Source organism: Pseudoxanthomonas sp. PXM01 (assembly GCF_014851815.1).
Taxonomy (GTDB): Bacteria; Pseudomonadota; Gammaproteobacteria; order Xanthomonadales; family Xanthomonadaceae; genus Pseudoxanthomonas_A.
Map to the genome: position 1 here is coordinate 1,400,486 of NZ_JACVAJ010000002.1, position 25,249 is coordinate 1,425,734.

26 protein-coding genes are annotated in these 25,249 nt (G+C 68.4%); 10 read left to right on the forward strand and 16 right to left on the reverse strand.

Annotated features, from left to right (window positions below):
• Positions 1 to 21: 21 nt before the first annotated feature.
• Complete coding sequence (locus IB230_RS16015; RefSeq protein ID WP_192273773.1) at positions 22 to 834, reverse strand: hypothetical protein; 813 nt, start codon at positions 832 to 834, stop codon at positions 22 to 24.
• A 97-nt stretch (positions 835 to 931) separates the two neighbouring features.
• Between IB230_RS16015 and msrB the strand changes: the two genes are divergently transcribed.
• From msrB to IB230_RS16040, 5 genes are all read left to right on the forward strand, one after another.
• A complete protein-coding gene (gene msrB, locus IB230_RS16020; RefSeq protein ID WP_192273774.1) occupies positions 932 to 1,399 on the forward strand; it encodes a peptide-methionine (R)-S-oxide reductase MsrB in 468 nt (155 codons plus the stop codon).
• A gap of 91 nt (positions 1,400 to 1,490) precedes the next feature.
• Entirely contained in the window at positions 1,491 to 2,540 is a 1,050-nt protein-coding gene (locus IB230_RS16025; RefSeq protein ID WP_192273775.1) for a CorA family divalent cation transporter, read from the forward strand.
• A gap of 33 nt (positions 2,541 to 2,573) precedes the next feature.
• Complete coding sequence (locus IB230_RS16030; protein WP_192273776.1) at positions 2,574 to 3,347, forward strand: HipA family kinase; 774 nt, start codon at positions 2,574 to 2,576, stop codon at positions 3,345 to 3,347.
• The gene (locus IB230_RS16035) at positions 3,334 to 3,741 is read left to right on the forward strand and encodes a DUF3037 domain-containing protein (RefSeq protein WP_192273777.1); all 408 of its coding nucleotides are present in this window, start codon (positions 3,334 to 3,336) and stop codon (positions 3,739 to 3,741) included. The genes IB230_RS16030 and IB230_RS16035 overlap by 14 nt, the downstream gene beginning before the upstream one ends.
• Positions 3,738 to 4,028, forward strand: a complete 291-nt coding sequence (locus IB230_RS16040; RefSeq protein WP_192273778.1) for a DUF4031 domain-containing protein — start codon at positions 3,738 to 3,740, stop codon at positions 4,026 to 4,028. The genes IB230_RS16035 and IB230_RS16040 overlap by 4 nt, the downstream gene beginning before the upstream one ends.
• A gap of 70 nt (positions 4,029 to 4,098) precedes the next feature.
• Here the strand turns inward: IB230_RS16040 and IB230_RS16045 are convergent, their stop codons facing one another.
• From IB230_RS16045 to IB230_RS16055, 3 genes are all read right to left on the reverse strand, one after another.
• Entirely contained in the window at positions 4,099 to 4,830 is a 732-nt protein-coding gene (locus tag IB230_RS16045; RefSeq protein WP_192273779.1) for a class I SAM-dependent methyltransferase, read from the reverse strand.
• Positions 4,831 to 5,106: 276 nt separating this feature from the next.
• Positions 5,107 to 6,939, reverse strand: coding sequence for a M56 family metallopeptidase (locus IB230_RS16050; RefSeq protein WP_192273780.1), 1,833 nt, complete (start codon positions 6,937 to 6,939; stop codon positions 5,107 to 5,109).
• Between the two features lies 1 nt (position 6,940).
• A complete protein-coding gene (locus IB230_RS16055) occupies positions 6,941 to 7,336 on the reverse strand; it encodes a BlaI/MecI/CopY family transcriptional regulator (protein WP_192273781.1) in 396 nt (131 codons plus the stop codon).
• Between the two features lie 163 nt (positions 7,337 to 7,499).
• Between IB230_RS16055 and motA the strand changes: the two genes are divergently transcribed.
• Entirely contained in the window at positions 7,500 to 8,354 is an 855-nt protein-coding gene (motA, locus tag IB230_RS16060) for a flagellar motor stator protein MotA (RefSeq protein ID WP_192273782.1), read from the forward strand.
• Positions 8,355 to 8,363: 9 nt separating this feature from the next.
• Positions 8,364 to 9,362, forward strand: a complete 999-nt coding sequence (gene motB / locus IB230_RS16065) for a flagellar motor protein MotB (protein WP_192273783.1) — start codon at positions 8,364 to 8,366, stop codon at positions 9,360 to 9,362.
• A gap of 4 nt (positions 9,363 to 9,366) precedes the next feature.
• On the opposite strand, the gene IB230_RS16070 is transcribed toward motB, so the two are convergent.
• From IB230_RS16070 to IB230_RS16080, 3 genes are all read right to left on the reverse strand, one after another.
• On the reverse strand, positions 9,367 to 9,789 hold the full coding sequence (locus tag IB230_RS16070; RefSeq protein ID WP_192273784.1) for a VOC family protein: 423 nt from the start codon (positions 9,787 to 9,789) through the stop codon (positions 9,367 to 9,369).
• Between the two features lie 63 nt (positions 9,790 to 9,852).
• Positions 9,853 to 12,324, reverse strand: a complete 2,472-nt coding sequence (locus tag IB230_RS16075) for a mechanosensitive ion channel domain-containing protein (protein ID WP_225589539.1) — start codon at positions 12,322 to 12,324, stop codon at positions 9,853 to 9,855.
• Positions 12,325 to 12,388: 64 nt separating this feature from the next.
• On the reverse strand, positions 12,389 to 12,940 hold the full coding sequence (locus IB230_RS16080) for a hypothetical protein (RefSeq protein WP_192273786.1): 552 nt from the start codon (positions 12,938 to 12,940) through the stop codon (positions 12,389 to 12,391).
• Between the two features lie 149 nt (positions 12,941 to 13,089).
• Here IB230_RS16080 and IB230_RS16085 point away from each other — a divergent pair, with 149 nt between their 5' ends.
• The 3 genes from IB230_RS16085 to IB230_RS16095 all read left to right on the forward strand — a co-directional run bounded on the left by IB230_RS16085 (position 13,090) and on the right by IB230_RS16095 (position 14,554).
• Positions 13,090 to 13,800, forward strand: a complete 711-nt coding sequence (locus IB230_RS16085; protein ID WP_192273787.1) for a DUF6445 family protein — start codon at positions 13,090 to 13,092, stop codon at positions 13,798 to 13,800.
• Positions 13,801 to 13,852: 52 nt separating this feature from the next.
• Entirely contained in the window at positions 13,853 to 14,101 is a 249-nt protein-coding gene (locus IB230_RS16090) for a DUF3297 family protein (protein ID WP_192273788.1), read from the forward strand.
• A gap of 78 nt (positions 14,102 to 14,179) precedes the next feature.
• Positions 14,180 to 14,554: a YciI family protein gene (locus tag IB230_RS16095; protein ID WP_192273789.1), complete on the forward strand. Its 375-nt coding sequence runs from the start codon at positions 14,180 to 14,182 to the stop codon at positions 14,552 to 14,554.
• Here the strand turns inward: IB230_RS16095 and IB230_RS16100 are convergent, their stop codons facing one another.
• The 9 genes from IB230_RS16100 to IB230_RS19775 form a co-directional block, all read right to left on the reverse strand.
• Positions 14,555 to 16,495, reverse strand: a complete 1,941-nt coding sequence (locus IB230_RS16100; RefSeq protein WP_192273790.1) for a prolyl oligopeptidase family serine peptidase — start codon at positions 16,493 to 16,495, stop codon at positions 14,555 to 14,557.
• A 216-nt stretch (positions 16,496 to 16,711) separates the two neighbouring features.
• Positions 16,712 to 17,119, reverse strand: a complete 408-nt coding sequence (locus IB230_RS16105; RefSeq protein WP_192273791.1) for a VOC family protein — start codon at positions 17,117 to 17,119, stop codon at positions 16,712 to 16,714.
• A gap of 10 nt (positions 17,120 to 17,129) precedes the next feature.
• Positions 17,130 to 17,555: a YciI family protein gene (locus IB230_RS16110; RefSeq protein ID WP_192273792.1), complete on the reverse strand. Its 426-nt coding sequence runs from the start codon at positions 17,553 to 17,555 to the stop codon at positions 17,130 to 17,132.
• Positions 17,556 to 17,660: 105 nt separating this feature from the next.
• Complete coding sequence (locus tag IB230_RS16115) at positions 17,661 to 19,760, reverse strand: SMP-30/gluconolactonase/LRE family protein (RefSeq protein WP_192273793.1); 2,100 nt, start codon at positions 19,758 to 19,760, stop codon at positions 17,661 to 17,663.
• 77 nt (positions 19,761 to 19,837) lie between these two features.
• Positions 19,838 to 21,565 (reverse strand): DUF11 domain-containing protein, encoded by a 1,728-nt coding sequence (locus tag IB230_RS16120; protein WP_192273794.1) that lies wholly within the window; start codon positions 21,563 to 21,565, stop codon positions 19,838 to 19,840.
• Between the two features lie 268 nt (positions 21,566 to 21,833).
• On the reverse strand, positions 21,834 to 22,562 hold the full coding sequence (locus IB230_RS16125; protein ID WP_192273795.1) for an energy transducer TonB: 729 nt from the start codon (positions 22,560 to 22,562) through the stop codon (positions 21,834 to 21,836).
• A 32-nt stretch (positions 22,563 to 22,594) separates the two neighbouring features.
• Entirely contained in the window at positions 22,595 to 23,344 is a 750-nt protein-coding gene (locus IB230_RS16130; protein ID WP_192273796.1) for a TonB family protein, read from the reverse strand.
• A gap of 26 nt (positions 23,345 to 23,370) precedes the next feature.
• Entirely contained in the window at positions 23,371 to 24,111 is a 741-nt protein-coding gene (locus IB230_RS16135; protein ID WP_192273797.1) for an energy transducer TonB, read from the reverse strand.
• Between the two features lie 51 nt (positions 24,112 to 24,162).
• Positions 24,163 to 25,143, reverse strand: a complete 981-nt coding sequence (locus tag IB230_RS19775; RefSeq protein ID WP_343227349.1) for an isoaspartyl peptidase/L-asparaginase — start codon at positions 25,141 to 25,143, stop codon at positions 24,163 to 24,165.
• Positions 25,144 to 25,249: the final 106 nt, after the last annotated feature.

The window sequence follows — 25,249 nt, forward strand, 5'->3', positions numbered from 1 at the left end:
ATCGACACCTGCAGGCCCCGCTCAACGCGGGGCCTGTCCGTTTCCGTCTTCGGATTCGTGCGGGTAGACCGCCGACACCGTGCACTGGAAGCGCATGCCCGGACGGAATCGCGACTGGCGGACGTCGTCGCTGATCGGCAAACGTTCGGCCACGTCGAACGACACGCCGTCGCCGGTCCCTTCCGCGACGACGCGGTCGCCGGGATTGCCACAGATCAGACTGATGCCGACCCCGGAACGGAAACTGATGGCGGGCGCAGCATCCAGGTCGGGGCAGCTCTGCGGCAGCTCGACGCGATAGTAGCGATGGCCGCCGGAACGCTTCGGCGCCACTTCGACCAGCATGCCCTTGCCGTCTTCCGACCATGAACGCAGGTAGCGCGTGTCGAAACAGTAACTGGACGAACCGCCGAAGCCACGACGGCGTTCGCCACGCACTTCGACCGTCTCCAGCGTGGTGGCCGCCGCGTCGTTGGCGAGTGCAGCCGCCGCGCGCGCCAGTCCGGCGTACTCGCGGGCATCGACCAGGGCGACGGAGACGATCGGGCAGGTCGCGGCGCCGATACGCACCGCCTCACCGCCGGTACCGCAGACGCGACCGCCGCGCGCCAGCAACTGCGCCTTGGCGCCCTGACTGCCGGGACAGTCCTCGCCCAAGTCGATGCGGAAACGCTGTCCGCTGCGGTCCAGTGCCGCCAGCTGCCGTGGCGAGGCCTGCTGCAGCTCGGCGACCTGCCGCGCATCGAGGCAGGCCGACGGAGAGACGTCCTGCGACTGCGCGGCCGCCATCGGCGTGGCGAGCATCAGGACGATGAACGGTGGGATCAGGCGCATCCGTGCCTCAGGGCTGGCGTGAGCGCGGATCATAGTCCAGCCTTGCAGGGCGATGCGCGCGGCACCATATCCCCTGCATTCCCCACGGAGTCCTGCCATGACCGCCTTCGACCTGAGCCCGCCCACCGACGCGCAGCGCGATACCCTGGTCGCGGGACTGAGCGAAGAGGAACGCCGCGTGCTGCTGCACCACGGTACCGAGGCCCCGTTCTGCGGCGTGTTCCTCGACAACAAGCAGGACGGCGTCTACACCTGCCGCCTGTGCGGGCTGCCGCTGTTCCGCTCCAGCGCCAAATTCGATTCGGGTACCGGTTGGCCGAGCTTCTTCCAGCCCGTCGATGAAGCGCATGTCGGCCGCATCCGCGACAGCAGCTACGGCATGGTCCGCACCGAGATCGTCTGCGCGCGCTGCCAGTCGCACTTGGGCCACGTGTTTCCCGATGGTCCGCCGCCGACCGGCGAGCGCCACTGCCTGAATTCGGTGTCGCTGGCGTTCACGCCCAACGACGAGCCGCTGCCGGATCCGCTGCAGCGCGGCGGCGCGGAAGCGCAGCCAGCCGGGTAGGCATGCGTCCGTGCTGTCATAAGACCGGCACATGACGACGGTAGCCTGACCGTCACCCCACCGTCTTCCGGTTGCCGCGCGGCTGCAACACATGGCGATCCCCGTCGACTCCGAACCGCACGCCTCGCCGTTCTCAGGCCTGCCCGGCGCCCTGTGGCTGTATCGCTTCGATGCAATGGGGCGCGCGCAGGTACTGGACGCCGGGCAGCACGGCGTCGATACGATGGACGCCGACCACTGGCATTGGCTGCACCTGGACCTGAGCGATGCCCGCAGCGCGCAGGTCGTGGCGAAGCTGCCCCTTCCCGAGGACGCGGGCGCCACGCTGCTGTCGCCGGACTCGCACGTCAATCTCCAACTGGAAGACGATGCCGTGCACGGTGTGTTCGTCGACTGGACCCACCAGCGTGGCGTCGACCTCGCCGCGGAAGGCCAGCTGCATGGCGACGACGGCATCGGCTGGCTGCATTTCGCACTGACGCCCGGCCTCCTGGTCACTGCGCGGCGGCAAGCGTTGCGGTCCGTGGAAGCGGCGCGGCGCGCGGTCTGCAAGGGCGCTGTCGCGGATTCGCCGGTGCGGTTGCTGGAACTGATCGCCGGGCGCTTCGCCGATACCGTCGAGCGCAGCAGCGATGGGTTGTCGGTGCGGCTGGACCGCATCGAGGACCGCGTGCTGGCGGACAGCATCGGCGAAGAACGACGCGACCTCGCGCAGCTGCGCCACCAGACGGTGCGCCTGCATCGCCCGCTCACCGCGATGCGGCGTGTGCTGAAGCAGTTCGAACAGCGTCAACCGGGCGACAGCGAACACGACCTGCTGCCCGCGGTGTCGCGCCTCAACCAGCGCTTCGACGATCTCGATGGCGATGTCGCCACGCTGCAGGAACGCGCGCGCCTGTTGCAGGACGAGGTCGCGGCGAAGCTGGCCGAACGCACCAACCGGCACCTGTACGTGCTGTCGATGGTCACCGCGTTGCTGCTGCCGCCCAGCCTGGTGGCCGGCCTGTTCGGCATGAACCTGCCCGGGCTGCCGTTCGCCCACAGCACGCACGGGCTGGCGTTCGCCCTTCTGCTCGGCGCGGCGTCGAGCGTGGTGGTCTTCCTGGTGCTGCGGCGCATGGGCGTATCGCGTTCCACCTGAGCCATCGACCCGGTCGGGTATCCTGACGGCCTGATGACGCTCCCTCTCCGCACCGCCACCCGTTACGTCACCCCGCTGCGCGAAGGCGGCTCGATGCCCGCCGTGGTCGAAGCCGACGACGACGGCCTGTATGTCCTCAAGTTCCGCGGCGCCGGCCAGGGCCCGAAAGCGCTGGTCGCCGAGCTGATCTGCGGCGGACTCGCAAAGGCATTGGACCTGCCGATGCCCGATCTGGCGGTGATGGAACTGGATGCCGACCTCGCGCGCACCGAAGGCGATCCCGAGATCCAGGACCTGATCAAGGCCAGCGCCGGGCTCAACCTGGCGATGGATTACCTGCCCGGCGCGGTGAACTTCGATCCCGTTGCAGAGCAGCCGGACGCCGACCTCGCTTCGCGCATCGTCTGGTTCGATGCCTTCATCAGCAACGTCGACCGCACCGCCCGCAATACGAATCTGCTGATGTGGCACCGCCGCCTGTACCTGATCGACCACGGTGCGGCGCTGTACTTCCATCATGGCTGGGACGGCGACACCTCCGGTGCAGGCAAGCCGTTCCCGCTGATCCGCGACCACGTACTGCTGCGCTGGGCATCGCGTTTGGCCGAGGTCGATGCGGAACTGGCGTCGCGCCTGTCCGGCGACACGATCGCCGGCATTGTCGCCGACGTTCCCGATGCGTGGCTGCAGGGGCCGGATGCGTTCGGCGAACCGGTGGCGCAGCGCGCGGCGTACGTGGACTACCTGACGCAGCGCCTGGCGCAGCGCGACGCCTTCGTGCAGGAGGCGATCCGTGCGCGCGCATGACACCTACGACTACGCGGTGATCCGCGTGGTGCCACGCGTAGAGCGCGAGGAATTCGTCAATGTCGGCATCATCCTGTCATGCGAGCGCGCAGGTTTCCTCGAAGCCCGCATCGAAGTGGACGAAGCCCGCCTGCGCACGCTCGATCCCACGCTGGACATCGAATCGTTGCGTCGCCACCTGGACACCATTCCGGCGATCTGCCGCGGTGGCGAAGCCGCCGCGCCGATCGGCCTGCTGGCGCCGCGCGCGCGCTTCCACTGGCTCACCGCCAAGCGCAGCTCCATCATCCAGACCTCGCCGGTGCACATGGGCCGCTGCGGCGACCTGCCGGCGACGCTGGAGCACCTGATGGACCGCATGGTGCGGCCGCCGAAGGCTACCGCGCCGCGATGAGCGTCTACGTGGACGACCCGGTGACGCTCTGGCGCGGACAGCGCTGGGCGCACCTGATGGCCGACACGCTGGAGGAACTGCACGCGATGGCGGCCCGGCTGGGCATGCCGCGGCGCGCGTTCCAGGACAAGCGCAGCGGCGCGCATTACGACGTGAACGAAGCCTTGCGCGAAAACGCACTGCGGTTGGGCGCCGTCGCCATCTCCCGCCACCGCGATCGCGAGCAGGTCCGCGCGATCATCCGCATCGCGCGATCGCAGTGGAGCGGACTGGCGAAGGGAATTTAGCGCTCGCGCCGGCGAGCAATGAAGGACGGCACCAAGGGACTGCGCGACCCTCCCATTGATCCAGACGAGCCTAGCGACGCCAGATCAATGCATCCATCCTGTAGTTGGATAGGGGGAGGGGTTGATCCTCGATGCTTACGAGCAAACCCCTTTTTTTGCATATCTCTTCGATCTCGGCAGCACTCCACCATCGACCGATCCCCTCATTGGTGATGTCTCCATTTCTCACGTTTTCCAGATGGCTACGCCTGCGCTCATCCGTGTCGTAGAAATTCCACTTCAGAGCAGCGTTCGGAATTCCCGTCAGATAAAAGCTGAAAGGCTTCTTACCTCGCGCAACCAGTATGTTGCCTAGGATCGTATCCAGCGATTCCGGCTCAAAGTACGCGAGTGCGTCATTCATGAGAAACTTTTCAGGCTCTGGCAACCCGGAATCTGCTGTATCACCAATCAGCCGCGCTACTGGAAGAGTGACATCGCCGACTCGGTAGTCGATGTTCGGAGATGCCTTGAAGATCCTGGCAGCACCAATCAGGTGCTCGGCAAAATCGACGGCGGTCACGTATCCAGCGGTCATTGCGAGCTCGTAGCTGATGAGACCATTGCCGCAACACATATCAAGCACGTGGTCTGCGCTCCCTATCTCCAAGCGCTCAACAACTCGTTCCACCATGCGCGCGAACACACCGATAGGGATCCGCTGACGCGCGACCGTCTTGCCCACCTGGACGAACAGATCACTCTCTGACCGAGCCTCTCCAGTCCGATATCCATCCCAGAAGGATTTCCACTGGTTACTCATCGGAGCCATTCCATACGCCAAGAATTCCGACTTGGGGCAGGCCCTGATTGAACATCAGAATGTAGGACATGGGTAGATTGGAAGCACGTCGCCAGAAGTCGCCACCCTGATGCTAACCGGGCGGATGCAATCGGCGCGGCAATCGATGCACTAGACTACCGCGCAGACCCGCCGATAATCGCGGAGGCTTCCTATGCGACGCGATGGAGCGGGCCCGACGCGGGCGCGGCCTGATCGGCGCGTCGCGGGAACCACGGCTCGCGGCGCCCCCATCCTTTAGAGCTGCTGGGCCTTGCCGCTGCGGATGGCCTCGCCCAGCAGACGGTCGACGTCGCGCTGCATCTTGTCGGTCGCTGCCATCTGCTTGCGCGCCAGCGCTTCCTGCTGCCGCGCAAGCGGCTCCTGCTGGCGGGCCAGGACTTCCTGCTGGCGCGCAAGCTGCTCCTGTTCGTCCGCGAGCGCATCCATGCGGCGATCGATCTCCGCCTGGCGTGCGGCCTTGCCCTGCACGGCGGCGTTGGCCTGTTCGGCCGCGATGGCGGCCATTTTCCCGCCGAGCTCGCCCTGCTTCGCGCCCAGATTGCCCTGGCGTTCGCCCAGTGCACCCTGCTGCTCTCCCAGCTTGCCCTGCTGTTCGCCCAGTTGCTGGACCGGCAGATGCGCGGCTTTCACGCGCTGCAGGGTGGCCGCATCGCGCACGACGTACTGCTTGCCATCCTGGCGCACCCACATCACCGGCGCGCTGCCCTGCTTCAGGCGCTGGGCCGTGCGGATGTCGTCGCTGTGGCCGGCCATCGTCACGTCATCGCCGTCGATCAGCACATAGGCATCCCCGTTGCGCGAGTCACTGAGGCTCAGCATGCCGGTGACCCGGGGCGCCGCGGGCGGCGGCGGCGGTGCCGGCGGAGCGACGTTCGGCTTCGGTGGCGGCGCGGGCGGTGCGACCTTCGGCGGTGCGGGAGGCGCGGGCGGCGCAGGCATGTCAGCCGCGGCAGCGACGAGGACGGGCCGCGGTGCAGCCGACGGTATGGGCGCGATGACGGGGTCGGCGACGGGAGCAGGTGCGGGCACCGCTGCGGGCGCCACCACCGGAGGGGCCACTGGCGCCGTGCGCGCGGTCACGCGGTAGGGAATGACGGCCAGCGCCATGATGCCGATGATCAGCACCAGCGCGCCTTCGCGAACGGGGGAATCCGTGGACTGCAACATCATCAGTCTCCTCTTGAGGATGCGGAACGTGGGGGAGGCACCCGCCAGTGCGGGTGCGGAAGCGGAAGAGACGCCCAGCTTCACCAGCAAGCGCCCGTAATCGTGGGCGGCGTGGTGCTCGTCGGCGAGCACGATGGCGTCGCAGGCGACCTCACGGGCGAAGCCGTACTCGCGCGCAGCGAGGTGCGCGACGGGGTGGAAGAAGAACAGGTGCTGCGCCAGCGCCGGCATCCATGCCCACCACAGGTCGCGACGCTGCAGGTGCGCCAGTTCGTGGTGCAGCACCATGTGCAGGTCGTCGTCGCTCATGGCCGCGACATTGGCGGCCGGCAGCATCAGGACGGGGCGCCAAGGGCGCGCCAGCATCGGCGAATCGATGTCGTCGCTGACCAGCAGCGCAGGCACGCGGGCGACGCCGATACGGTCCGCCAACGTCAGATACACCGCACGTGCACGGCGATCGCGGCACGGACGGGCGCGAGCGATCTGTCCCCGCAACCGCCAGGCGTGGCGCAACGTGTTCGCCAGCATCACCGCCACGCCCGCCAGCCAGGCGGCGAGCAGCAGGACGCCGGTGTCGATCCGCGATGCCTGCGTGGCCGCCAGCGGCGCGACCGTCATCGTGGCGGCGGCGGGCGCGGACGATTCTGCGGCCATCGCCACCACGACTGGCGCGACGTCAGGCGTTGCCGGCAACAACGGCAACGCGACCGGCGCATGCCAGACCAGACCGACGACCATCTGCGTGGCCACCAGCCACCACAGCCAGGCACGCGTGCGCGCATCCAGGCGTGGCAGGTAGCGGCACAGGGCCCAGACCAGGGCGGCGAGGATCAGCGACTGCAGGCCGACCGCGAGTAGGCGGTCGATCACGGCGTCGGCGAGCGCGATGACATCCATCTCAGCCCTCCTTGCGCTTGGACTGCAGGTTGGCGACCAGCGCTTCCAGTTCGGCTAGTTCGTCGTCGCTGACCTCGGTGCGCTGCGACATCCACGCCACGAACGGCGACAGCGAGCCCTGCAGCGTCTTCTCGACGAAGCTGCCGACCGCGCTGCGCATCACGTCGTCGTGCTGGGCGACCGGGGCGTAGCGGTACACCCCGTCCACCTGCCGGCGGCGCAGGAAGGCCTTGGCGCGCAGCCGTTCCATCATGGTGAGTACGGTGGAACGGGCCAGCCCTCGGGTCTCGCCGAAGGCGGCGGCGACTTCGCCGACGCTGGCTTCGCCGTGTTCGGACAGATGTTGGAGCAGCGCCAGTTCCTGGTCGCCAATGGACTTGCGGGCCTTGCCGGACATGGGTTCGCCTGGTGACTACAGTTGTCGTCAACATGCCCGTGACGACAACTGTAGTCAACCCTGCCGAAGGTCACTCCGGACCAGCGGCCGACGAACGGTCGCCGCTCAAGAAACCGCCGACCGGGCCGATCCTTGGGTGACCCCACCCTGCGGCTGCGTCACCATGCTCATCATCGTCGGCTTCATCATCGTCACGCTCAGCGTAATCGGCGGCTACCTCGGCTCGCACGGCAAGCTGGGCGCGCTGTGGCAGCCGTTCGAGCTGGTCATCATCGGCGGCGCCGCACTGGGCGCGTTCATGGCCAGCAATCCGACCAAGGTGGTGAAGAGCACGATCGCGGCCACGCTGTCGGTGTTCAAGGGCGCCAAGTACAAGTCGTCCGACTACCTGGACGTACTGACGCTGATCCACGAGATGCTCAACAAGGCGCGCCGCGACGGCTTCATGTCGCTGGAAGAGCACATCGAGAACCCGGCCAACAGCCCGCTGTTCCAGAAGTATCCCAAGATCCTCGCCGACCACCACCTGCTCGACTTCCTGACCGAGTGCCTGCGCCTGATGGTCGGCAGCAACATCGAACCGCACGAGCTGGAACCGCTGCTCGAGCTGGAGCTGGAGAAGCACCACCACGAAGCGATGGCCCCGGCGCACGCGCTGCAGAAGGTGTCCGACGGCCTGCCCGGCTTCGGCATCGTGGCAGCCGTGCTCGGCATCATCGTGACGATGGGCTCGATCGGCGGCGACATCGCCGCGGTCGGCGCGCACGTCGCCGCCGCGCTGGTCGGTACCTTCCTGGGCATCCTGCTGGCGTACGGCTTCGTGTCGCCGCTGGCGGCCGCCATCGAGGCGCAGGTCGAACAGGACAGCCGCATGTACGAATCGGTGAAGACCGCCCTGCTCGCCTGCCTGCGCGGCTACAACCCGGCCGTCGCGCTGGAGTTCGCCCGCAAGACGCTGCCCTCGGACGTGCGCCCGCCGTTCGCCGAGTTCGAAGCCCACCTCAAGGCCAACAAGTAAGCCACGGCGATGAGCGAGCAGCGTCCCACCATCATCGTCCGCCGGGTCAAGAAGGTCGCCGGCGGCGGCCATCACGGCGGCTCGTGGAAGGTCGCCTATGCGGACTTCGTCACCGCGATGATGGCGTTCTTCCTGGTGATGTGGCTGATGGGCGCCACCACCAACAAGGAACGCGCAGCGATCTCGGAATACTTCCGCAATCCCAGCCCGCTGAGCGGCAAGAGCTTTTCGCCGGCGCCGGGCCCGAACGGACCGGGCGGCGCGAGCACGTCAATGATCAAGCTCGGCGGCACGATGGACCTGCCCAAGGGCGACAGCGACGACCCGTTCACCAAGCCACCGGGCCAGGGCCAGGAAGCCAGCGAGGAGCAGCAGAAGGCGCAGGAGAAGCAGCGTCTGGAGACGCTGATGCAGGCGCTGCAGGAAGCGATCGGCAAGAGCCAGGCGCTGGAGCCGTTCAAGGACCAGTTGCTGCTCGACCTGACGCCGGAAGGTCTGCGCATCCAGATCGTCGACCAGCAGAACCGGCCGATGTTCGACCTCGGCGGCACCGTACTGAAACCCTACACGCAGGCGATCCTGGCCGAGCTGGCCGGCTTCGTGAACCAGGTGCCCAACCACATCAGCATCACCGGCCACACCGACACCACGCAGTACGCGAGCAACCGCGGCTACACCAACTGGGAACTCAGCGCCGAGCGCGCCAACGCCGCGCGCCGTGCCCTGGTGGCCGGCGGCATGCAGGAGGACAAGGTGTCGCGCGTGGTGGGCCTGTCGTCGGCGGTGCTGTTCGACAAGCAGAACCCGCAGAATCCGATCAACCGTCGGATCAGCATCGTCGTCATGACGAAGGCCGCGGAAGACGCGCTGCAGGGCGAAGGCAAATTGTTGGCCCCCGGCGCACCGTTGCCGGATGCGGATACGGCGATGCCCGAGATGGCCGTGGAGGCCGCTGCGCCTGCGTCGCTGTCCGCGCCCGTCGCCCCGCAGACCACCGCCGCGCCCTGACGCGTCAGGCGCCGTCGATCGGTCCTTTCAGTTCGACGGTATTGCCGTCCGGGTCGCGGAAGTAGAGCGACGGACCGTCGCCCTCCGCTCCGAAGTTCACGTCCGCCGGACCGTCCGGCACCACGCCGAAGGCGGCAAGGTGCGCGACCAGGGCGGACTCGTCGAACGGTTCGATGCGCAGGCACAGGTGATCGACGTTGCGACCTTCGGCGCCCGCTGGCGCACCGCCGCGCGCACCGAGTTTCCCGTCGATGGCGACCAGGTCGATCATCGACGCACCGGCCCGCAGGTGCACGAGTCCGAGATGGTCGCGTCGCCGCTCGACGTGGCAACCGAGTACGTCGCCGTAGAACGCGATGCTGCGCGCCAGGTCGCCGACGCGGAGGACGAGGTGGTCGATGCGCTGGACATCGAAGGGACGTGTCATCGGAAAACTCCTGGCCTTTCCCTCACGACGAACCGCCGTGCCGCGGATCGACAGGCCTCGCGTTCACGCCTGCGTCGCACTTCCCGGTGATGCCGGACGCGCCGCCAGCGAGCGCAGCACGTCGTCGGACACGGTGCGCAGGTGCACGTCCTGCTGCGGGTGCGGGATATCGATGCCCGCCTCCACCAGGGCGGCATGCAGGCGCTCCAGCAGCAGGCTGCGTATCGACGAGGCGTTGTCGCCATCCGGCGTCCACGCGCGGATGGCGAAATCCAGCGAACTCGCTCCGAAGCCGGTGAACAACACCGTCGGCGCCGGATCCTCGGCCACGCCCGGCGTAGCATGCGTGACCTCGGTCAGCAGTTGCATGACGCGGGTGACGTCCGAGCCGTAGGCCACGCCCAGGTCCACGTCGACGCGGCGCGCCTGGTCGTTCAAGGTCCAGTTGGTCACCTTGTCGGACAGCAGCATGCCGTTCGGCACCACCACGTCGGCGCCTTCGAACGTGCGCACGGTGGTCGCGCGCATGCCGATGGCGCGCACGCGGCCACTGGTGCCGCTGATGTCCACCACGTCGCCGGGCTGCACCGGCCGCTCGAACATCAGGATCAGGCCGGACACGAAGTTCTTCACCACGTCCTGCAGGCCAAGGCCGATGCCGACGCCGAGCGCACCGAACAGGAAGGCCAGCTGCCCGAGCTTGAAGCCGGCCGCCGACAGCGCCGCGACCAGCCCCAGCATCAGCAGCGCGTAGTAACTGAGCGAGGCCACGCTGTTGCCGACGCCGCGCGGCAGCGACATGCGCGGCAGCACCTCCTCGCGCAGCAGCGCGCGCAGCGTCCTCGCAACCCACACGGCGAGCACCACGCCGATGCAGAACACCAGCACGTGGCCCAGGCTGATCGCGAGTTCGCCGTACTCGAACCGGTGCGTCACGATCGCCTTCGCGGTGTCGTACACCGGCCTGAAGATGCGGAAGCGGCTCATCGTGTAGGCGACCCAGCCGATCACTGCCGCGATCCTCGCCCAGCGCGCCACCGACTCCAGCAGGGTGCCGCCATGCCGGCGCATCAGCCACAGCCGGCGCACCGCGCTGCGCGCACCCAACCGGCGCAACAGGGCCTCGAACACGGTCACCGCCGCATACAGCACCAGCGCGAAGTACCCGCTCTCGATGATGCCGGAGGCCAGCATCTCGGCCAGCGAGACATTGCCCACGATGTTGGCGCCGATCGACACCAGCAGCACCGCGACGCCCACCCACGCCAGCGCATGCACCAGCTTGCCGGCGCGGCCCGCAAGGCCGGCGAAGCGCTGGCCGCGCGAGCGCCACAGCAGCCAGCCGGTGGCGGCCAGCGCCAGCACGGCCAGCAGCAGGTAGTACATCCGGTACAGGTAGTCGCTGGCCATCAACAGCACGGACAGCCGTTGCAGCAGGTAGAACGCGGTAGCCAGGTAGGGCCAAGGACCCAGCAGGCGGCGCCCCTGCTGCGGCATCAGCCGCAGCACCGGCACCAGGGCCACCAGCATGGCGACCTGGTGGACGAACAGCGGCGCGTTCGGCTCCAGCACCAGCACGCCGATCATCGACAGCAGCACCCAGGTCGAGAACGGTCGGCGGATGACACGCGATTCGGCATCGCTCGCCTGCGGCACCGTGGGATCCATGCCGCGGCGGCGATGGCGCCACGCCACCCACAGCAGCACCGGCAACAGCAGCACCTGCACGGCCTGCAACAACCGCTGGTTGCCGCTGTCCGCCGCCGCGTACTGGGTGACGAAGTTGCCCTCCGACTGGATATCGCGCGCCAGCCTGCCCACCACGTCGTCGCGCACGGCGCCCGTGTTGCTCACGCGCCACAGCGGCGGCGCGTCCAGCCGCAGCAGGCGGCGGTCGGTGTAGGCGATGGCGCCCGCCACCGCGCGCTGTCCCGCCCGGATGCGCGCATCCAGCAGGTTGGCGCGCCGCCCCAGCCCGATCTGGCCGGCCAGCGGCGACGACAGCGCCTGTTCGGCCTGCTGCAGGCGCTCGGAGACCGTCTGCACCCGCGCCCGCAGCGCGGCCGGCGTGCTGTCGGCCGCCATCTCCTTCTGCGTCAGGTCCCAGTCCGCACGGCGCAACGCCAGTTCGGCGGCGTCCTCGGCATAGGGCGCCACCACCCCCTGCAGGTCGGCACGCCAGCGCGCGTACTGTCGCGCGTCGAACTTCCAGTGGCGTTCCATGCTCTCCAGCCGCACCACCGGCAACGTGCGCAGCTCGTCGTAGGCGAACAGGCCGTTCTTCTCCGCTACCGACCGCTCGATGGCGGCCAGCCGGGCCACCAGCCTTCCCGACGGATCGGCCTGCGCCGCACGCAGCGACACCTCTTCGGCATAGCGCTCGTCCGCATCCGCACGCGCGGGGATCCCCGCCAGCGGGATGGCTTCCGGCGCTTTCGGCTTCGTCGGCGACAGCAACGTGGTCGCATCCTGTGCTCGCACGGCGGATGCCACCAACATCATCAGGCAGGCAAGACAGGCCAGCAGCACGCGCATGACAGGCATTCCCGACGCGATGGAAGACGCCGAGTCTATCGTGCGCCTCGTCAGGGCGACGTCGTCAGAACGCGTCACTGCCCGGCCGGATCTCCACGCCCATCACCGCGGCCAGTTGCTGCATGCCGTCGTCGTCGCGGCGCAACGCCATCCAGCCGGCATACGCATCGCTGCCGGTGTTCCAGTTCCACAGCGTGTAGCCGTGCTCGCGCAGGCGGTCGTAGGCGACCGCCATCAGCGCGGGCACGTCGGTGCCCTCGAGGAAATCCTCGTCGCTGGTGTCGCCACCCCAGTCGATCTCCAGGGCGTAGCGTGCAGCCAGCTGGTTGACGCAGTCGATGAACGACTCGGTATCCTTCCAGTCGACGTAGAAGCCCGACGTCCAGTCGATCGCGTCCTTCAGCGTCCACAGCACCTGGTCCGGTTCGGCTCCCTCCTCGCCGCTGGCGTCGCGGTAGGCGGCGAACTGGCGCAGCGCGGTTTCCTCGTCGCCGGGGTTGATCAGCACCAGCAGGTTCCAGACCAGCGCCTCGGTGTCGTCCAGGTCCATGTCGTCTTCGTCGTCGAAGGCATGGCGGAAGTTGTCGTCGGGGTCGAACTCGTGGTCGGGGAGCATGGCGGATGCCGTGGGAGCGGAAAGGCGGCGCCATGGTACGCGCCGACCACGTCCGTGTCCGTCACGGCGTCCACCGGGTTTTGTATTGCGCCCCGGGCGGGTCTATCGTGGCGGCGCAGGCCCGCGCCGGCCTGCGGGGAGGCCGCGCCATGTTCAACCCGCGTCCCGTGGTACAGCAGATGCCCATCGGCCACGGCCATGTCTGCGTCGTAATCGACGATGCGCTGCTGGCGCCGGAGCGGCTGCCGGCGTTCGCGGAAGCCTATCGCGAGGACTTCCAGCCGGCGCCCGCCGCCGTGTTCCCTGGCCTGCACCTGCCCATGCCCGAGGACTTCACGGCGCTGCTGCACGACGTCCTCCGCGACCACGCACGCCATGCTCTCGGCGTACGGCGCGTACTGCGCAGCGCCAGCCGCCTTTCGCTGATGATCGCGCCGCCGCCACCGCTCGCGCCGGCGCATTGGCTGCCGCGTCGACAGCGCGCGTTCGAGCAGGATCAATGCCTGGTGCTGGCGGAACTGTTCCTCTTCCAGGACCCCAGCCTGGGCGGCACCCATTTCTTCCTGCCCCGGGTTTCGCCGCAGCAGGTCGAACAGCTCGAACATGACGCCGAGGCCTTGCCGGCGGAGGAGTTTTCCCTGCGCCATGCGATCGCCGCCGGGTTTCCGCAGGCATCCAGTGCCAGCTTCACCCATGCGCTGACCGTGCCGGCGCGCTGGAATCGCCTGCTGGTCCACGATGGCGGCGCCTTCCGCGCACCCGCCATCGCCGACCCGGTCCGGCTCAGCGCCGATCCGCGTCGCGGAAGGCTGACGCTGCGAGCCACGCTCGCCTGCAGCCGCAACCGCGTGGCCTGGTGACCCGGTCGCTTCGGGTATCCTTGCGCACCCGTTCTCCGTACACCGCCCGCCCATGTCCGATACGCCTCCCGACCGCCTGTCCTCCGATCCGCGCAGCCCGTTCCATGACGCCGAGGCGATGGATCGCGGCGTGGGCATCCGTTTCAACGGCGTGGAACGCGACAATGTGGAGGAGTACTGCATCAGCGAGGGTTGGGTGCGCGTGCCGGTCGGCAAGTCGAAGGACCGCCGCGGCAACCCGATGACCATGAAGGTCAAGGGCACCGTGGAAGCGTGGTACCGCTCGCCTGCGGCCGAGTAAGCGGCGGGATGCCGCGGCACGCGGCGTGAACACGACCGCGTGGCACAATCCCGGCCTGCACGTAGGCCGGGAGGGCGCATGAAGTTCCTGTTGATGATCTATACGGACGATTCCCTGCTCGAAGCGCTGCCCGATGGCGCGTTCGACCGCATGATGCATGGCTGCATCACCCACGCCGACGAACTGAAGGCGCAGGGCACGCTGATCGAATCGCAGCAGCTCGAACACGGCAGCACCGCGCGCACCGTGCGCGTGCGCAACGGCAAGACCAGCATCGTCGACGGCCCCTTCGCCGAGACGAAGGAAATCCTCGGCGGCTACAACCTGATCGAAGCCGACAGCCTCGACGAGGCGGTGCGGATCGCGCAGGCGTTCCCGTGGATCGGCACCGGCAGCATCGAAGTGCGGCCGGTGCGCGACTTCGACGAAGTACGGCGCCGCGTCGGCGCCTGACTACTTCGCCTTCGCGCCGCCGAGATGGCGCGACAGGAAGTCCAGCAACCGCGTGTAGTAGATCCGGCGGTTCGCCTCGGCGTAGAAGCCATGGCCTTCGGTGCGCACGTACAGCGTCTCCACCGGCACGTTGGCCGCCTTCAGCGCCTTCTCCATGCGCTCGCTGTGCGCCTGCGGCGCGATCTCGTCCTTGCCGCCCGCGGCCAGGAACACCGGAACCCGGATGCGCGATGCGAGCGTGGTGGGCGACACCTCCGCCAGGTTCGCGCGATCGTCGCTGACCCAATCCTCCACCCAGGTCCGACTGGCCCTGCTGTCGCGCGAATCCTGCTTGTGCATCAGCGCCAGGTCGTACACGCCCACGTAGCCCGCCGCGCAGCGGTAGAGATCGGGCTCCCTGGCCACCCCCATCAGCGAGGCGTAGGCGCCGTAGCTGGCGCCGTACAGGCAGATGCGCTGCGGATCGGCGATCTTCTGCGCGATCGCCCAGCGCGTCGCATCGGTGATGTCGTCCTGCATGGTGCGCCCCCACTGGCGGGCGCCCGCCTGCTGGAACGCGCGACCGTAGTTGCCGGAGCCGCGGTAGTTGATGCGCAGCACGGCGTAGCCCGCACGCGCCAGCATCTGCGCCTCGTCGTTGACCTCCCATCCGTCCGAGACGCCGAAAGGTCCGCCATGCGGCATCACCACCAGGGGCAGCGCCTTGCCGCCATGGTCCAGCGGCCGGGTCAGGTAACCGTGCAGCGGCAAGCCGTCGCGCGCCTGCACGGTGACCGGCTCGCTGGGCGACAGCGTTGCCGGATCGAACCAGCGGCGCCGGCTGAAGATGAGCTCGGCGGCGTTGGTGGTGGTGTCGAACAGGAAGAAGTCGCCGGGGTTGGTATCGCTCCACGCATGCACGACCTTCAGGCGGCCATCGCGGGTGCCCGAGGTGATCGCGATCGACAGCCCACGGAACGAACGCTCCAGCTTGCGGTACATCCGCGCCGTGTCCGACGTCTCGTCGAAGAAGGCGGTGCGCAGCCGGTCGTGCATGAAGAACGCGCCCTGCGGTGTGCGTCCTGCCTCGCCGCCGTGGATGACGAGGTACGGGTCCACCACCTTGTCGCGCAGCACGTCGCTGCGCTTTCCGCTCACGGTGTCGAGCGCGACGATCGTGTCCGGGCCCTGCGGTTGCTCGACGCGCAGGTAGGCGGTGGCGCCGTCTTCCGACAGGCCCAGGGGCCATTCGACGCGACGGCTCTTGGCCTCGTCGTTGACCAGTTGCCACGACTCGCCGCGGCTGGGACGGTGGTAGAGCTTGCTGACGTTGTCGTCGCCGGCGCCCACTGCGAATCGCACCTGTCCGGCGGGATCGGACACGAAGCGCGCCCGCTTGACCGGGGCGGAGGCCAACGTGTCGCGGCGCCCGGTGAAGGTATCCAGCAGTTCCACCCGCGTATTGGGCACGCTGGTATCCAGCGCGAAGACGCTCACCAGCACCTTGCGCGGTTCGTCCGGCAGCGTGCCGATGACATAGGCCGCATAGGGTTGCAGCCCGCTGCCATCCAGGCCGTAGCGCGCGAAGATCTGCCGGCGCGCACTGCCATCGGCATTGACGGCATACAGTTCGCCGGTCGCATACGGCGCATCGCGCGAACCGTATTTCACCGCCTTCGACACGACCACGCGATCGTCGCTGATCCACCAGAAATCGTCGATCACCGAATCGGCGCCGCCACCGATCCGGGTCATCGCCTTGCCGTCAGAGCGGCGGACGATGCCCAGTACGGTCTCGTTTTCCATCGGCACGGTCATGGCGTAGTACGTGCCATCCGGCGAGATCTTCAGCGTCTCCAGCACGTCCTTCTTCAGGAACGGCTCCAGATCGACCTGTGCGTGCGCGCTCGCCGCCACCAGGCATCCCAGCAGGATGCCCGCACTCCGTGTTCCCCACCCCATGGACGCCTCCCGTGGCATCGCGTGTCCCCGGGCGGATTAGAGCGCAGGGCCATCGGGACCGGCAAGCACGGCGGTCCGAGGCATGGCGCGCACCGGCTCGGCGCGTGGGCGCGGCCGGTTCCTGCCGGCGTTCGACCGGCGGGGCCGCGCGCGACAGAGTGACCTGCCGCTTCCGCAGAGCCCCGTGCAGCGGCTCTCCCGGCCACAGCAGGTACATCAGTCGGACGGCATCGCGCCCTCGTCCATGTGCACGACCTCCCACTGGTGGCCATCGAGGTCCTGGAAACTGCGCTGGTACATGAAGCCGTAGTCCTTCGCTTCCAGCGTCTCGCTGCCGCCCGCGGCGAGCGCCTTGTCCGCCAGCGCGTCGACGCCGGCGCGCGACTCGGCCGACAGGCAGATGATCGCTTCCGTGTGCGTGCGCGCATCGCAGATCGTCTTGCGCGTGAAGCCCTGGAAGAACGGCTCGACCAGCAGCATCACGTAGATGGTGTCGCTGATGACGATGCAGGCGGCGTTCTCGTCGGTGAACTGCGGATTGTTCGCATAGCCGAGGGCCGTGAAGAACGCCTTGGATTTCTCCAGGTCGCGGACCGGCAGGTTGACGAAGATCTGGGTGCTCATGGCGGGGGCCTCAACGTTGGGTCTGCGACTGGATCCGTTCGGCAAGACGCGCTTCCTGCTCGCGCAGTTCCGGCGTCAGTTCGTCGCCGAAGTCTTCGGCTTCGAACACCGGGCGCAGTTCGATCTCCTCGCCGCCATCGAAGGGTGCGCGCTTGATCCACTCGATCGCCTCGTCGAAGTTGCGCACCTGCCAGAGCCAGAAACCGGCGATCAGTTCCTTCGCCTCGCTGAAGGGACCGTCGATGACGGTGCGCTGCTTGCCATCGAAGCGGACACGCGCGCCGCGCGCGGTGGGGTGCAGGCCTTCGCCGGCCAGCATGATGCCGGCCTTGACCAGCGCCTCGTTGAACTTGCCCATCTCTTCCAGCTGGCCGGTGCTCGGCATCTTCCCGGCTTCCGAATCGGCACTGGCCTTCACGATGACCATGACGCGCATTGCGATCTCCTGTCGTGCGGACCGGTCGCTCCGGCCGCTTTCAGGATAGCGACGGACCGGTGAGGCCCGAATCGACATGCGCCCGCCAAAAAAAAGGGGGGCGCCCTATTGCAGCCGCAGCTTCAGGTCGCGGCGGCCCTGGGCGTCGTTGCCGCTGTAGTCGCGGGCGGTGATGCGCAGGGTGTAATCGCCGGGCGGCAGGTCGCCCACCTGCCACGTGCCCTCGGCCCACGTGCCGTCACGGACCGTGTTGGTCACGCTGTACTTGAAGCGGGTGACCGCACTGCCGTGCACGGTGATGCCGCTGCCGGGTGCATAGGCGACCTGCACCGCCTCATCGGACGGAAGGCGATGGAAGTCGATGGTCATGCGCGGGGTGTCGAAGCCGGCGACCGGCGTCCCGTCGTCGTGCAGCACCTGGTAGCCCAGCGCGTACAGGCCAAGACGGCGACGCGGCAGATTGCGGTCCACCTGGTCCCACGCATCCACGACGATGCGCACGCCCTGCAGGTCGCGCGGTACCAGTACGCGGCCGTCCTGGCGCTGGTCGATCGGCTGGTCCAGCGTATCGAACAGGGCGACCTCGTCGATGCGCGGCGGGTACGCGTCGGTGAAGCCGGTGAAGCCCAGCGAGATGGCATTGCGTTCGTAGCCCGAGGGCCCGATCGACAGGTGCACGTGCGCCATGCGGTTGACCGTGCCCAGCGCGTCGCCCGCGGCGAAGCGGGTGCCACGGCGCACGCGGATGCGGCTGGGATCGCCGCTCAGGTCGCGCAACAGTTGGAAACGTGCAGGATCGAGCAGATCGCCGCGCGGTGTGCGGCCGACACGCATGTGGATGTAGTCCAGCGACCCTACGCCCAGCCCTTCGCTGAGGCCGTTGAAGTTCCATGCGGCGGAAGGACTGCTGACCTTGCCGTCGGCGATGGCGAGCACGGTGGCCCCGACATCGCCACGGATGTCGAGCCCGCCATGCAGGTGATGGCGGCTCTCGCCCTGGTAGTCGCCGCGCACTTCGCCCAGCGTGCCGACCACCTCGTGCCAGCCCTCCTGCGGCTGCAATGGCCAGCGTCCCGCCGTCTGCGGCAGCGGATCGTCCTGCGACGGACCGACCACCGCAGGGACGGGCGCTGCTCCCGCCGCCAGCGGCGCGATGCGATGCACCCGATGGCTGCCCGCGTCGGTGAAGTGCACATCCCCGGCGGCGTCGACAGCCAGGCCCGCCGTGCGCGACAGGCGCTGTCCCGACATGTGGCCCGCCAGGGCCTGCCAGCGACCATCGCGCATCACCTGCATCACCTGGCCGCTGAACAGCTCACCGACATACAGATGGCCGTCGTGCGTCAGTGCCAGCGACAGCGGCCGGCGCGGACCGGCCTGCGTCGGCAGGTCCGCCTGCACGGGCAGCGTGCTGACGCCCCCGTGGGAATCGATGCGACGGATCGCGTCATTGCGCAGGTCCGCAACCCACACCACGCCGGTGGCATCCACGGCGATGCCGGTGGGCGTGTCGAAGCGCGCTTCGCTACCGGTGCCGTCGAAGAAGCCCGGCGCATCGCCACCCGCGAGGGTGGTGACCTGGCCATCGCGGTCGATCATGCGGATGCGGTCGTTGTAGGTGTCGGCCACATAGACGCGCCCCGTACCATCCACAGCGACGCCGATGGGCCCGTTGAACTGCGCCTGCGTCGCCGGACCATCGCGGAAACCGGCTTCACCCGTCCCGGCGACGGTGGTCACCACGCCGTCCGGCGTGATCCTGCGGATGGCATGGTTGCCGGTGTCGGCCACGTACAGGTTGTCGTGGACGTCCCGCGCGAGCGCGGACGGTGTATGGAACGCCGCCGCCGTGCCGATGCCGTCGGCAAAGCCCTCGTTGCCGCCGGCGAGCGTGGACACCGTGCCGTCCCGCGCGATGCGGCGGATGCGGTTGGCATCGCCGGCGTCGGCAACGTAGCGCGTGCCGTCCTCCATCACCACGATGCCCCACGGGTCGTCGAAGCGGGCCTGCACACCGGCCCCGTCGCGTACGCCGCGCACGCCATCGCCGGCGGCCAGCGACAGCTGGCCCGTCCAGCCGAACGGCGTGACCGGCGGACCTGCTTCAGGGACGGGAACGGGGAAACGCGGCGTGACCAGGAAGGTCGCGGCCAGGGCGATGGCGGTCAGGACCACCACCACCCACAGCCAGACAGTACGGCTCATTGCATCGATGCGGCGAAGAACGGAGCCGCATCATGGAGACTCGTGGCGCGCTTGGGAAGCGCGCCGCGGCGCCGGCCTCAGAAGCCGGTCGCCGTCACCTGGCAGGGCACGGTGAACGTCACCGCGCCGCCGGCCGGCAGCGTGGGTACGGCCACGCCACCACTGACCAGGCTGGGCAATGCGCCCGCACCCGGGCACGCCGCGCCACCACTGGCGACGCAGCTGATCGGATTGCCCGACACCGGGCACGTCAGGCCCGCGCCCGGCGTGTCGGTGACCACCGCACCATCGGCCGCGGCGGGTCCCGCATTCGACACGACCACGCTGAAGTTCCTCACCTGCCCGCTGACGGCGGCACCCGGGGCCGTCGACTTCACCACCGACACGTCGGTGACGCGTGCGCTGTTGGTGATCGTGCAGACGATGGCCTGCCCCGCATGCGCACCGGTCAGCGTCAGCGTGTTGCCGCTCAGGCTGCCGCCACTGCACGACCATGCGCTCGCCGTGTAGGTCCGCGCGTTGCCCGCACCCAGCGTCTCGGCCAGCGTGATGACGTTGCCCGGCACGACCTGCACGGCGACGCCGGTATCGGTTTCCGACGCCGTGTTGGCGGTGGATGCCAGCGTGGCGTTGTTCGCGCCGCCGGTCGCCGACAGTGCCGCGGTGTCGTTGACGGCCGCGTTCACCCACGTCTTCGCCAGCGCCAGCGTCGCCGTCGCGCTGTTGGTGAACGTGCAGGTGATGGTCTGGCTGGTGCCGTAGTTGGCGGCGCCGATGGCGATCTGCCTCGTCGTGGTGTTGACCGTGGCCGGCACCGCCGTGCCGGTCTGGTCGACGCAGCTGCCGGCCGTCATCACGTAGCCGGCCGGCGGCGTGGATTCGCTCAGCGTGATCGCCGCGGCGTGGTTGGTGATCGGATACGTCGTGGACGATACGGGCGTGTTCTGGGCCGTGGTCGTCAGGCTGAACGACGGTGTCACCGCGCCGCTGGTGGTGAACGGGAACGTGCCGGTGCCGCCCACGGACTGTTTGCGCACGATGAGGCTGGAACCAGGAAAGCTCCAGCGCAGCTCCAGTTCGTCGCCATCGCCGCGCGAGCCGATCATGTCGACCCGGAAGGTCAGGCTGGTGATGCCGGTGCCGTTGAACCGGACCGAACCGCAGCCGGTGCCGTTGGTGGTACCGAGGCACTCGGAACTGCCAGTGCCGCTGAAGGTGCCGGTGGAGGACCGGTAAAAACGATTCTGTGCCGCATCGACGACGAACTGGGGGTTGCCGTTCAGGCGCTCCAGCGCCACCGCACCGCTCTGTGCGTTGAACGACGTCAGCTCCCAGCGCGTGCTGTTCGGCCGGTTGTTGTCATAGAAGCCGCCGATACGGTCGACATGCAACACGGGGTTGTCGACGGGCTTGCTGAAGGTGACCACGTAACTCCGCGCGCTGCCGCTGTCGAAGACCATGGTCAACGACGTGCCACCGCTCACGGTGGCGCCGTACGGGTCGGTCCACCGGTTGGTGGTGTTGAAGGTGCCGCTCGAATAGGCCTCGTCCGCCGTCCCGGTGAACGTCACGGTGATGCCATTGACGTTGGCGCTGGCCCAGGCGTTCCCATTGAAGGTCCATCCATTGGTGATCAGCGCCAGCGCCGATCCGGCGAGCAGCAGGCCCGCGGACAGCAGCACCGCCTGCGAGATGCGGCGGCGCCAGCCAGCGGACGACGTGGCGGTGCGGGAGACGGAGGAAAGAGGCAGACGTGCGGAACGTGCGCCTCGCGGGCGCAAGGCATCAATAGCGCGGTACGACATCGACGAACGGATCCCCTGACGCTTCTGTGGAAGAGGCGCTCCCCAGGTCCATCCGACAACGGACCCTTACCGCTTGCCCCCTGTGGCAAGCCGACCCAAGACGCCTTCCAGGCAAGGAGGGGTCGACCGAAAGTGTGACGCGTATCGTAACTTACAGTCGTCACATTTGCGACCTGGGTCACAGTGGCAACTCGGGGCTACCGGATCGGGCCGCCTTCACTGCGATGGCGGAAGCCAAGGGGCCGGGCCGCGAGCGCGCAGTCCGCCACTAGCCGGTCTCGCGTGGCCTGAACGGTGAGTCCAGCGCGACCGGATCCGTCGGGTTTTCCGGCTGCCCGGCGGCGGCCATGCATTCACGCGTCCGCGCCGCCGCGGTTTGACGCTCCCGTCGTGCGGAGCGTTCTTCGAACGAGAACGCGACCGGAATCCGCATCCGGGTCGCGATGCGCCGGCCATCCACCTCTTCGGGTACATACCGCATGACCGCCACCCAGGCTTCCAGGACCGCCTTGAAGTCCTTCACGGAGCCTCGCGTGGCCTTCATCGACTGCACCGTGGCCAGACCGTCCTCCCCGATCAGCACGTTGAGGTCGATCTCGGCCTGCGCGCCCGACCGCATCGCGGCCGGTGGGTACGGCAGCCTGGGTAACCGCACGGCATCGTTCGCATAGCCGGGGCCGTTGCCCTGGTAATCCATCCCGACCCGCAGGCCGCCATCCGACTGCGGGATCGCACAGGCCTGCAGCCGGACGTGAGTGATGCCCGGCCTGGCCACGCCATCGACCATCGCGGGCTCGAAGCGCCACTGCTTCACGCGCGCCTCGACCGCTTCACGTACCGGTACGGGCAGCCGGGCGCTGGCCTGCACCGCCTGCGGAACACCCTCGGCATCCAGTGTGATCCGGGCCGTAGCCGGGAAAAGCACCGGTTCCTTCGTGCCCTCCGCCTGCGTCGCACCCGCGCACAGCAGAAGTCCCCACACGCTCCATGTCTTCATGACCTTCCCCCAGGCAAGCGTTCGATCCGGAATCAACTCGTCGTGATCGGTTTGAACGGCGAGTCCAGCACGACCGGACGAGGCGCTTCGTCCTGGTCTCCGCCCATCGCCGCCATGCACTCCGGCGAGCGACGCCCGGCTTCGCGCTCCTGGCGCGCCTGTTGCCGCCAGCTGAGTGCGCCCCCTTCCATCGAGAAATCCACGGGAATGGCGACACGGGTTGCGACAGGCGCACCGTCGACCTCCTCCGGGATGTAGCGCAGCGAAGCGGCCCACGTGCGCAGCGCCGCGTCGAACAGCCGCAACTCGCCCTTCTGGACCTCGATCGTGTCCACGCTGGCGCGACCATCCGTGCCGATCTTCATCAAGACGCGGAACATGCCCACCTTGCCCCGCTTGGCCGCATCGATCGGGTAGCGGGGCGCCGGCGCGTAGTAACGCCCATCCGCGTAGCCCGGACCGTTCCAGCCGTAATCCACGGCCAGTCGCATGTTGCCGCCGGCTGCCGGCGCCGCGCATGCATCGACGAAGACGGTGGTCGCGCCGGCATGGGCCCGACCGCCGACCTGGGCAGGTTCGAATCGCCAGCGCATCACCTGTTCCTCGATCGCGGTCCGGACTACGCCCGGCAGCTTCTGGTCGACCTCGACCCGCTGCGGAACGCCCTGCGCATCCAGCGCGACGCGCGCATGCGCACGGAAATGGATCGGCTTCTGTACCGGCTCGGCCGACGACGCCCCCAGCGCCACCAGCAGCAGTGCCCATGCACACCAGGGTTTCATCGTGGCTCTCCTGTATCGGTGGCGCGTCAGCTGGTCGTGATCGGCTTGAACGGCGAGTCCAGCACGACGGGGCGCTCTGGCTCCCCGCCCGCGCCCGCCGCGACGCATTCAGGAGAACGCCGCACCTCCTCCCGCATCTCCTCGCGCATGCGCTTGATGCCGACATCCGGCCCCAAGGAGAACGTCACCGCGAACGACACTTGGGTCGCCACCGGCGTCCCATCGACCTCTTCCGGTCTGTAGCGCATGTCCGCCACCCATTTCTTGATGTCGCGCTCGAACGGCCGTTTCGAACCCTTCAATGTTTCGAGGGACAGCAACTGGACCCGGCCATCGGTCGCAACCTGGAGGGTCAGCTTGAAGTCCCCCTGCTGGCCTGCGATCACCGCGCTTATCGGATAACGCGGCGGCATCGGATACGACGTGCCGTCGGCTGGCGCAGGGCCATGCGAACGGTAGTCCATCGCGATCCGCATCTTCCCCTCGGGTGCGGGGACGGCGCAGGCGTCCAGGAACACGTGCGTGACGCCGGCCTTGGCCTGTCCATCGACACGGGGAGGTTCGAAACGCCACTGCATGACGCGCTCTTCCACCATGTCCTGGAGGAACGGCGGCAGCTGCGGGTTCGCCTGCACCTGTCGTGGTACGCCGGCGACGTCGAGCTCGACGCGCGCGCTGGCATGGAACCGGACCGGCTCCTCGGCCTTGTCTGTTGCGGATGCCGCGGCCGCCACCGCCAGCAGTCCTGCCCCCAGGATTCCCCTCATGCCCGCTCCGTCCGTTGATGCAGTCGGCCGAAGCATATCCCGCGCGTCGCCTCAGCGCGCGGGCAGCGGGTCTTCCTTGTAGATCGCCACGTGCGGGACGCCGTCGGCGCCGATCCAACCGCGGTACATGCCCTCGGTATTGAACGGGAACGCCATGCTGCCGTCGGCACCCAGCGCAATGGCGCCACCGTCGCCGCCGGCCTTGGGGATGTCGCGATTGATCACGCCCTCGGACGCACGCGCAATGCTGTGTCCGGCCAGGCGCACGCGGGCGCAGACCTCATGGGCGGCGGCGGCGCGGATGTAGTACTCGCCCCAGCCGGTGCCGGAGAACGCGCAGCGGTCGTCGGCCCAGGTGCCGGCGCCGATGATCGGCGAGTCGCCGACGCGGCCGTAGCGCTTGTTGGTCATGCCGCCGGTCGAGGTGCCCGCCGCCAGCTGACCCTTCGCGTCCAGCGCCAGCGCGCCGACCGTGCCGAAGTAGGCCTTGCCTGGCAGTTCCAGCGGCGTGTTGCTCGCCTGCGCCTGCTTCTCTTCCTTCAGCGCGTTCTGCAGCTGCTGCCAGCGCTTCTCGGTGCGGAAATACGAAGGATTGACCAGGGTGATGCCCTGCTCCTTGGCGAAGGCTTCGGCACCGCCGCCGACCATCATCACGTGGCGCGACTTGTCCATCACCGCGCGCGCCAGCGTGATCGGGTTCTTGACCCGGTGCACGCCGGCGACCGCGCCAGCCTTGCCGGTGGCGCCGTCCATGATCGAGGAGTCGAGTTCGTTCTTGCCGTCGTGGGTGAACACCGCACCGCGCCCCGCGTTGAACTGCGGCGCATCCTCCAGCACGGTGATCGCGGCGGTCACTGCGTCCAGCGCGGGCTTGCCGGCGGTGAGTTGCGCGTGGCCCGCGCGTAGCGCGGCTTCCAGCGCCTTGCGCGCGGCTTCTTCGTCGGCCGACGTCATGCCGGCGCGCTCGACACCGGCGCCGCCATGGATCACCAGCAGCGGCGAATCCAGCGCCACCAGCACGCCGTTGCGCACCGCGTAGTGACGCTCGGCGGCCGGCTTCTCGACGCGGCCACTGGGCAGGTGCAGCACCGAATCGACGCCAGCGATGACGGTGTCCACGCGATCGAGGTTCATCGCC

What these genes read in the sequence shown, in the direction of transcription:
- IB230_RS16055 (WP_192273781.1), bottom strand. Translation starts at nt 7,336, where the DNA reads ATGTCCGGCAAGGCCCGCAAGTCCATTGGCGACCAGGAACTGGCGCTG.
- IB230_RS16135 (WP_192273797.1), bottom strand. Translation starts at nt 24,111, where the DNA reads ATGAGGGGAATCCTGGGGGCAGGACTGCTGGCGGTGGCGGCCGCGGCA.
- IB230_RS16070 (WP_192273784.1), bottom strand. Translation starts at nt 9,789, where the DNA reads ATGACACGTCCCTTCGATGTCCAGCGCATCGACCACCTCGTCCTCCGC.
- IB230_RS16130 (WP_192273796.1), bottom strand. Translation starts at nt 23,344, where the DNA reads ATGAAACCCTGGTGTGCATGGGCACTGCTGCTGGTGGCGCTGGGGGCG.
- motB (WP_192273783.1), top strand. Translation starts at nt 8,364, where the DNA reads ATGAGCGAGCAGCGTCCCACCATCATCGTCCGCCGGGTCAAGAAGGTC.
- IB230_RS16115 (WP_192273793.1), bottom strand. Translation starts at nt 19,760, where the DNA reads ATGAGCCGTACTGTCTGGCTGTGGGTGGTGGTGGTCCTGACCGCCATC.
- IB230_RS16120 (WP_192273794.1), bottom strand. Translation starts at nt 21,565, where the DNA reads ATGTCGTACCGCGCTATTGATGCCTTGCGCCCGCGAGGCGCACGTTCC.
- IB230_RS16100 (WP_192273790.1), bottom strand. Translation starts at nt 16,495, where the DNA reads ATGGGGTGGGGAACACGGAGTGCGGGCATCCTGCTGGGATGCCTGGTG.
- motA (WP_192273782.1), top strand. Translation starts at nt 7,500, where the DNA reads ATGCTCATCATCGTCGGCTTCATCATCGTCACGCTCAGCGTAATCGGC.
- IB230_RS16090 (WP_192273788.1), top strand. Translation starts at nt 13,853, where the DNA reads ATGTCCGATACGCCTCCCGACCGCCTGTCCTCCGATCCGCGCAGCCCG.
- IB230_RS16095 (WP_192273789.1), top strand. Translation starts at nt 14,180, where the DNA reads ATGAAGTTCCTGTTGATGATCTATACGGACGATTCCCTGCTCGAAGCG.
- IB230_RS16105 (WP_192273791.1), bottom strand. Translation starts at nt 17,119, where the DNA reads ATGAGCACCCAGATCTTCGTCAACCTGCCGGTCCGCGACCTGGAGAAA.
- IB230_RS16085 (WP_192273787.1), top strand. Translation starts at nt 13,090, where the DNA reads ATGTTCAACCCGCGTCCCGTGGTACAGCAGATGCCCATCGGCCACGGC.
- IB230_RS16045 (WP_192273779.1), bottom strand. Translation starts at nt 4,830, where the DNA reads ATGAGTAACCAGTGGAAATCCTTCTGGGATGGATATCGGACTGGAGAG.
- IB230_RS16125 (WP_192273795.1), bottom strand. Translation starts at nt 22,562, where the DNA reads ATGAAGACATGGAGCGTGTGGGGACTTCTGCTGTGCGCGGGTGCGACG.
- IB230_RS16040 (WP_192273778.1), top strand. Translation starts at nt 3,738, where the DNA reads ATGAGCGTCTACGTGGACGACCCGGTGACGCTCTGGCGCGGACAGCGC.
- IB230_RS16050 (WP_192273780.1), bottom strand. Translation starts at nt 6,939, where the DNA reads ATGGATGTCATCGCGCTCGCCGACGCCGTGATCGACCGCCTACTCGCG.
- IB230_RS16030 (WP_192273776.1), top strand. Translation starts at nt 2,574, where the DNA reads ATGACGCTCCCTCTCCGCACCGCCACCCGTTACGTCACCCCGCTGCGC.
- IB230_RS16015 (WP_192273773.1), bottom strand. Translation starts at nt 834, where the DNA reads ATGCGCCTGATCCCACCGTTCATCGTCCTGATGCTCGCCACGCCGATG.
- IB230_RS16080 (WP_192273786.1), bottom strand. Translation starts at nt 12,940, where the DNA reads ATGCTCCCCGACCACGAGTTCGACCCCGACGACAACTTCCGCCATGCC.
- msrB (WP_192273774.1), top strand. Translation starts at nt 932, where the DNA reads ATGACCGCCTTCGACCTGAGCCCGCCCACCGACGCGCAGCGCGATACC.
- IB230_RS16110 (WP_192273792.1), bottom strand. Translation starts at nt 17,555, where the DNA reads ATGCGCGTCATGGTCATCGTGAAGGCCAGTGCCGATTCGGAAGCCGGG.
- IB230_RS16075 (WP_225589539.1), bottom strand. Translation starts at nt 12,324, where the DNA reads ATGCGCGTGCTGCTGGCCTGTCTTGCCTGCCTGATGATGTTGGTGGCA.
- IB230_RS16025 (WP_192273775.1), top strand. Translation starts at nt 1,491, where the DNA reads ATGGCGATCCCCGTCGACTCCGAACCGCACGCCTCGCCGTTCTCAGGC.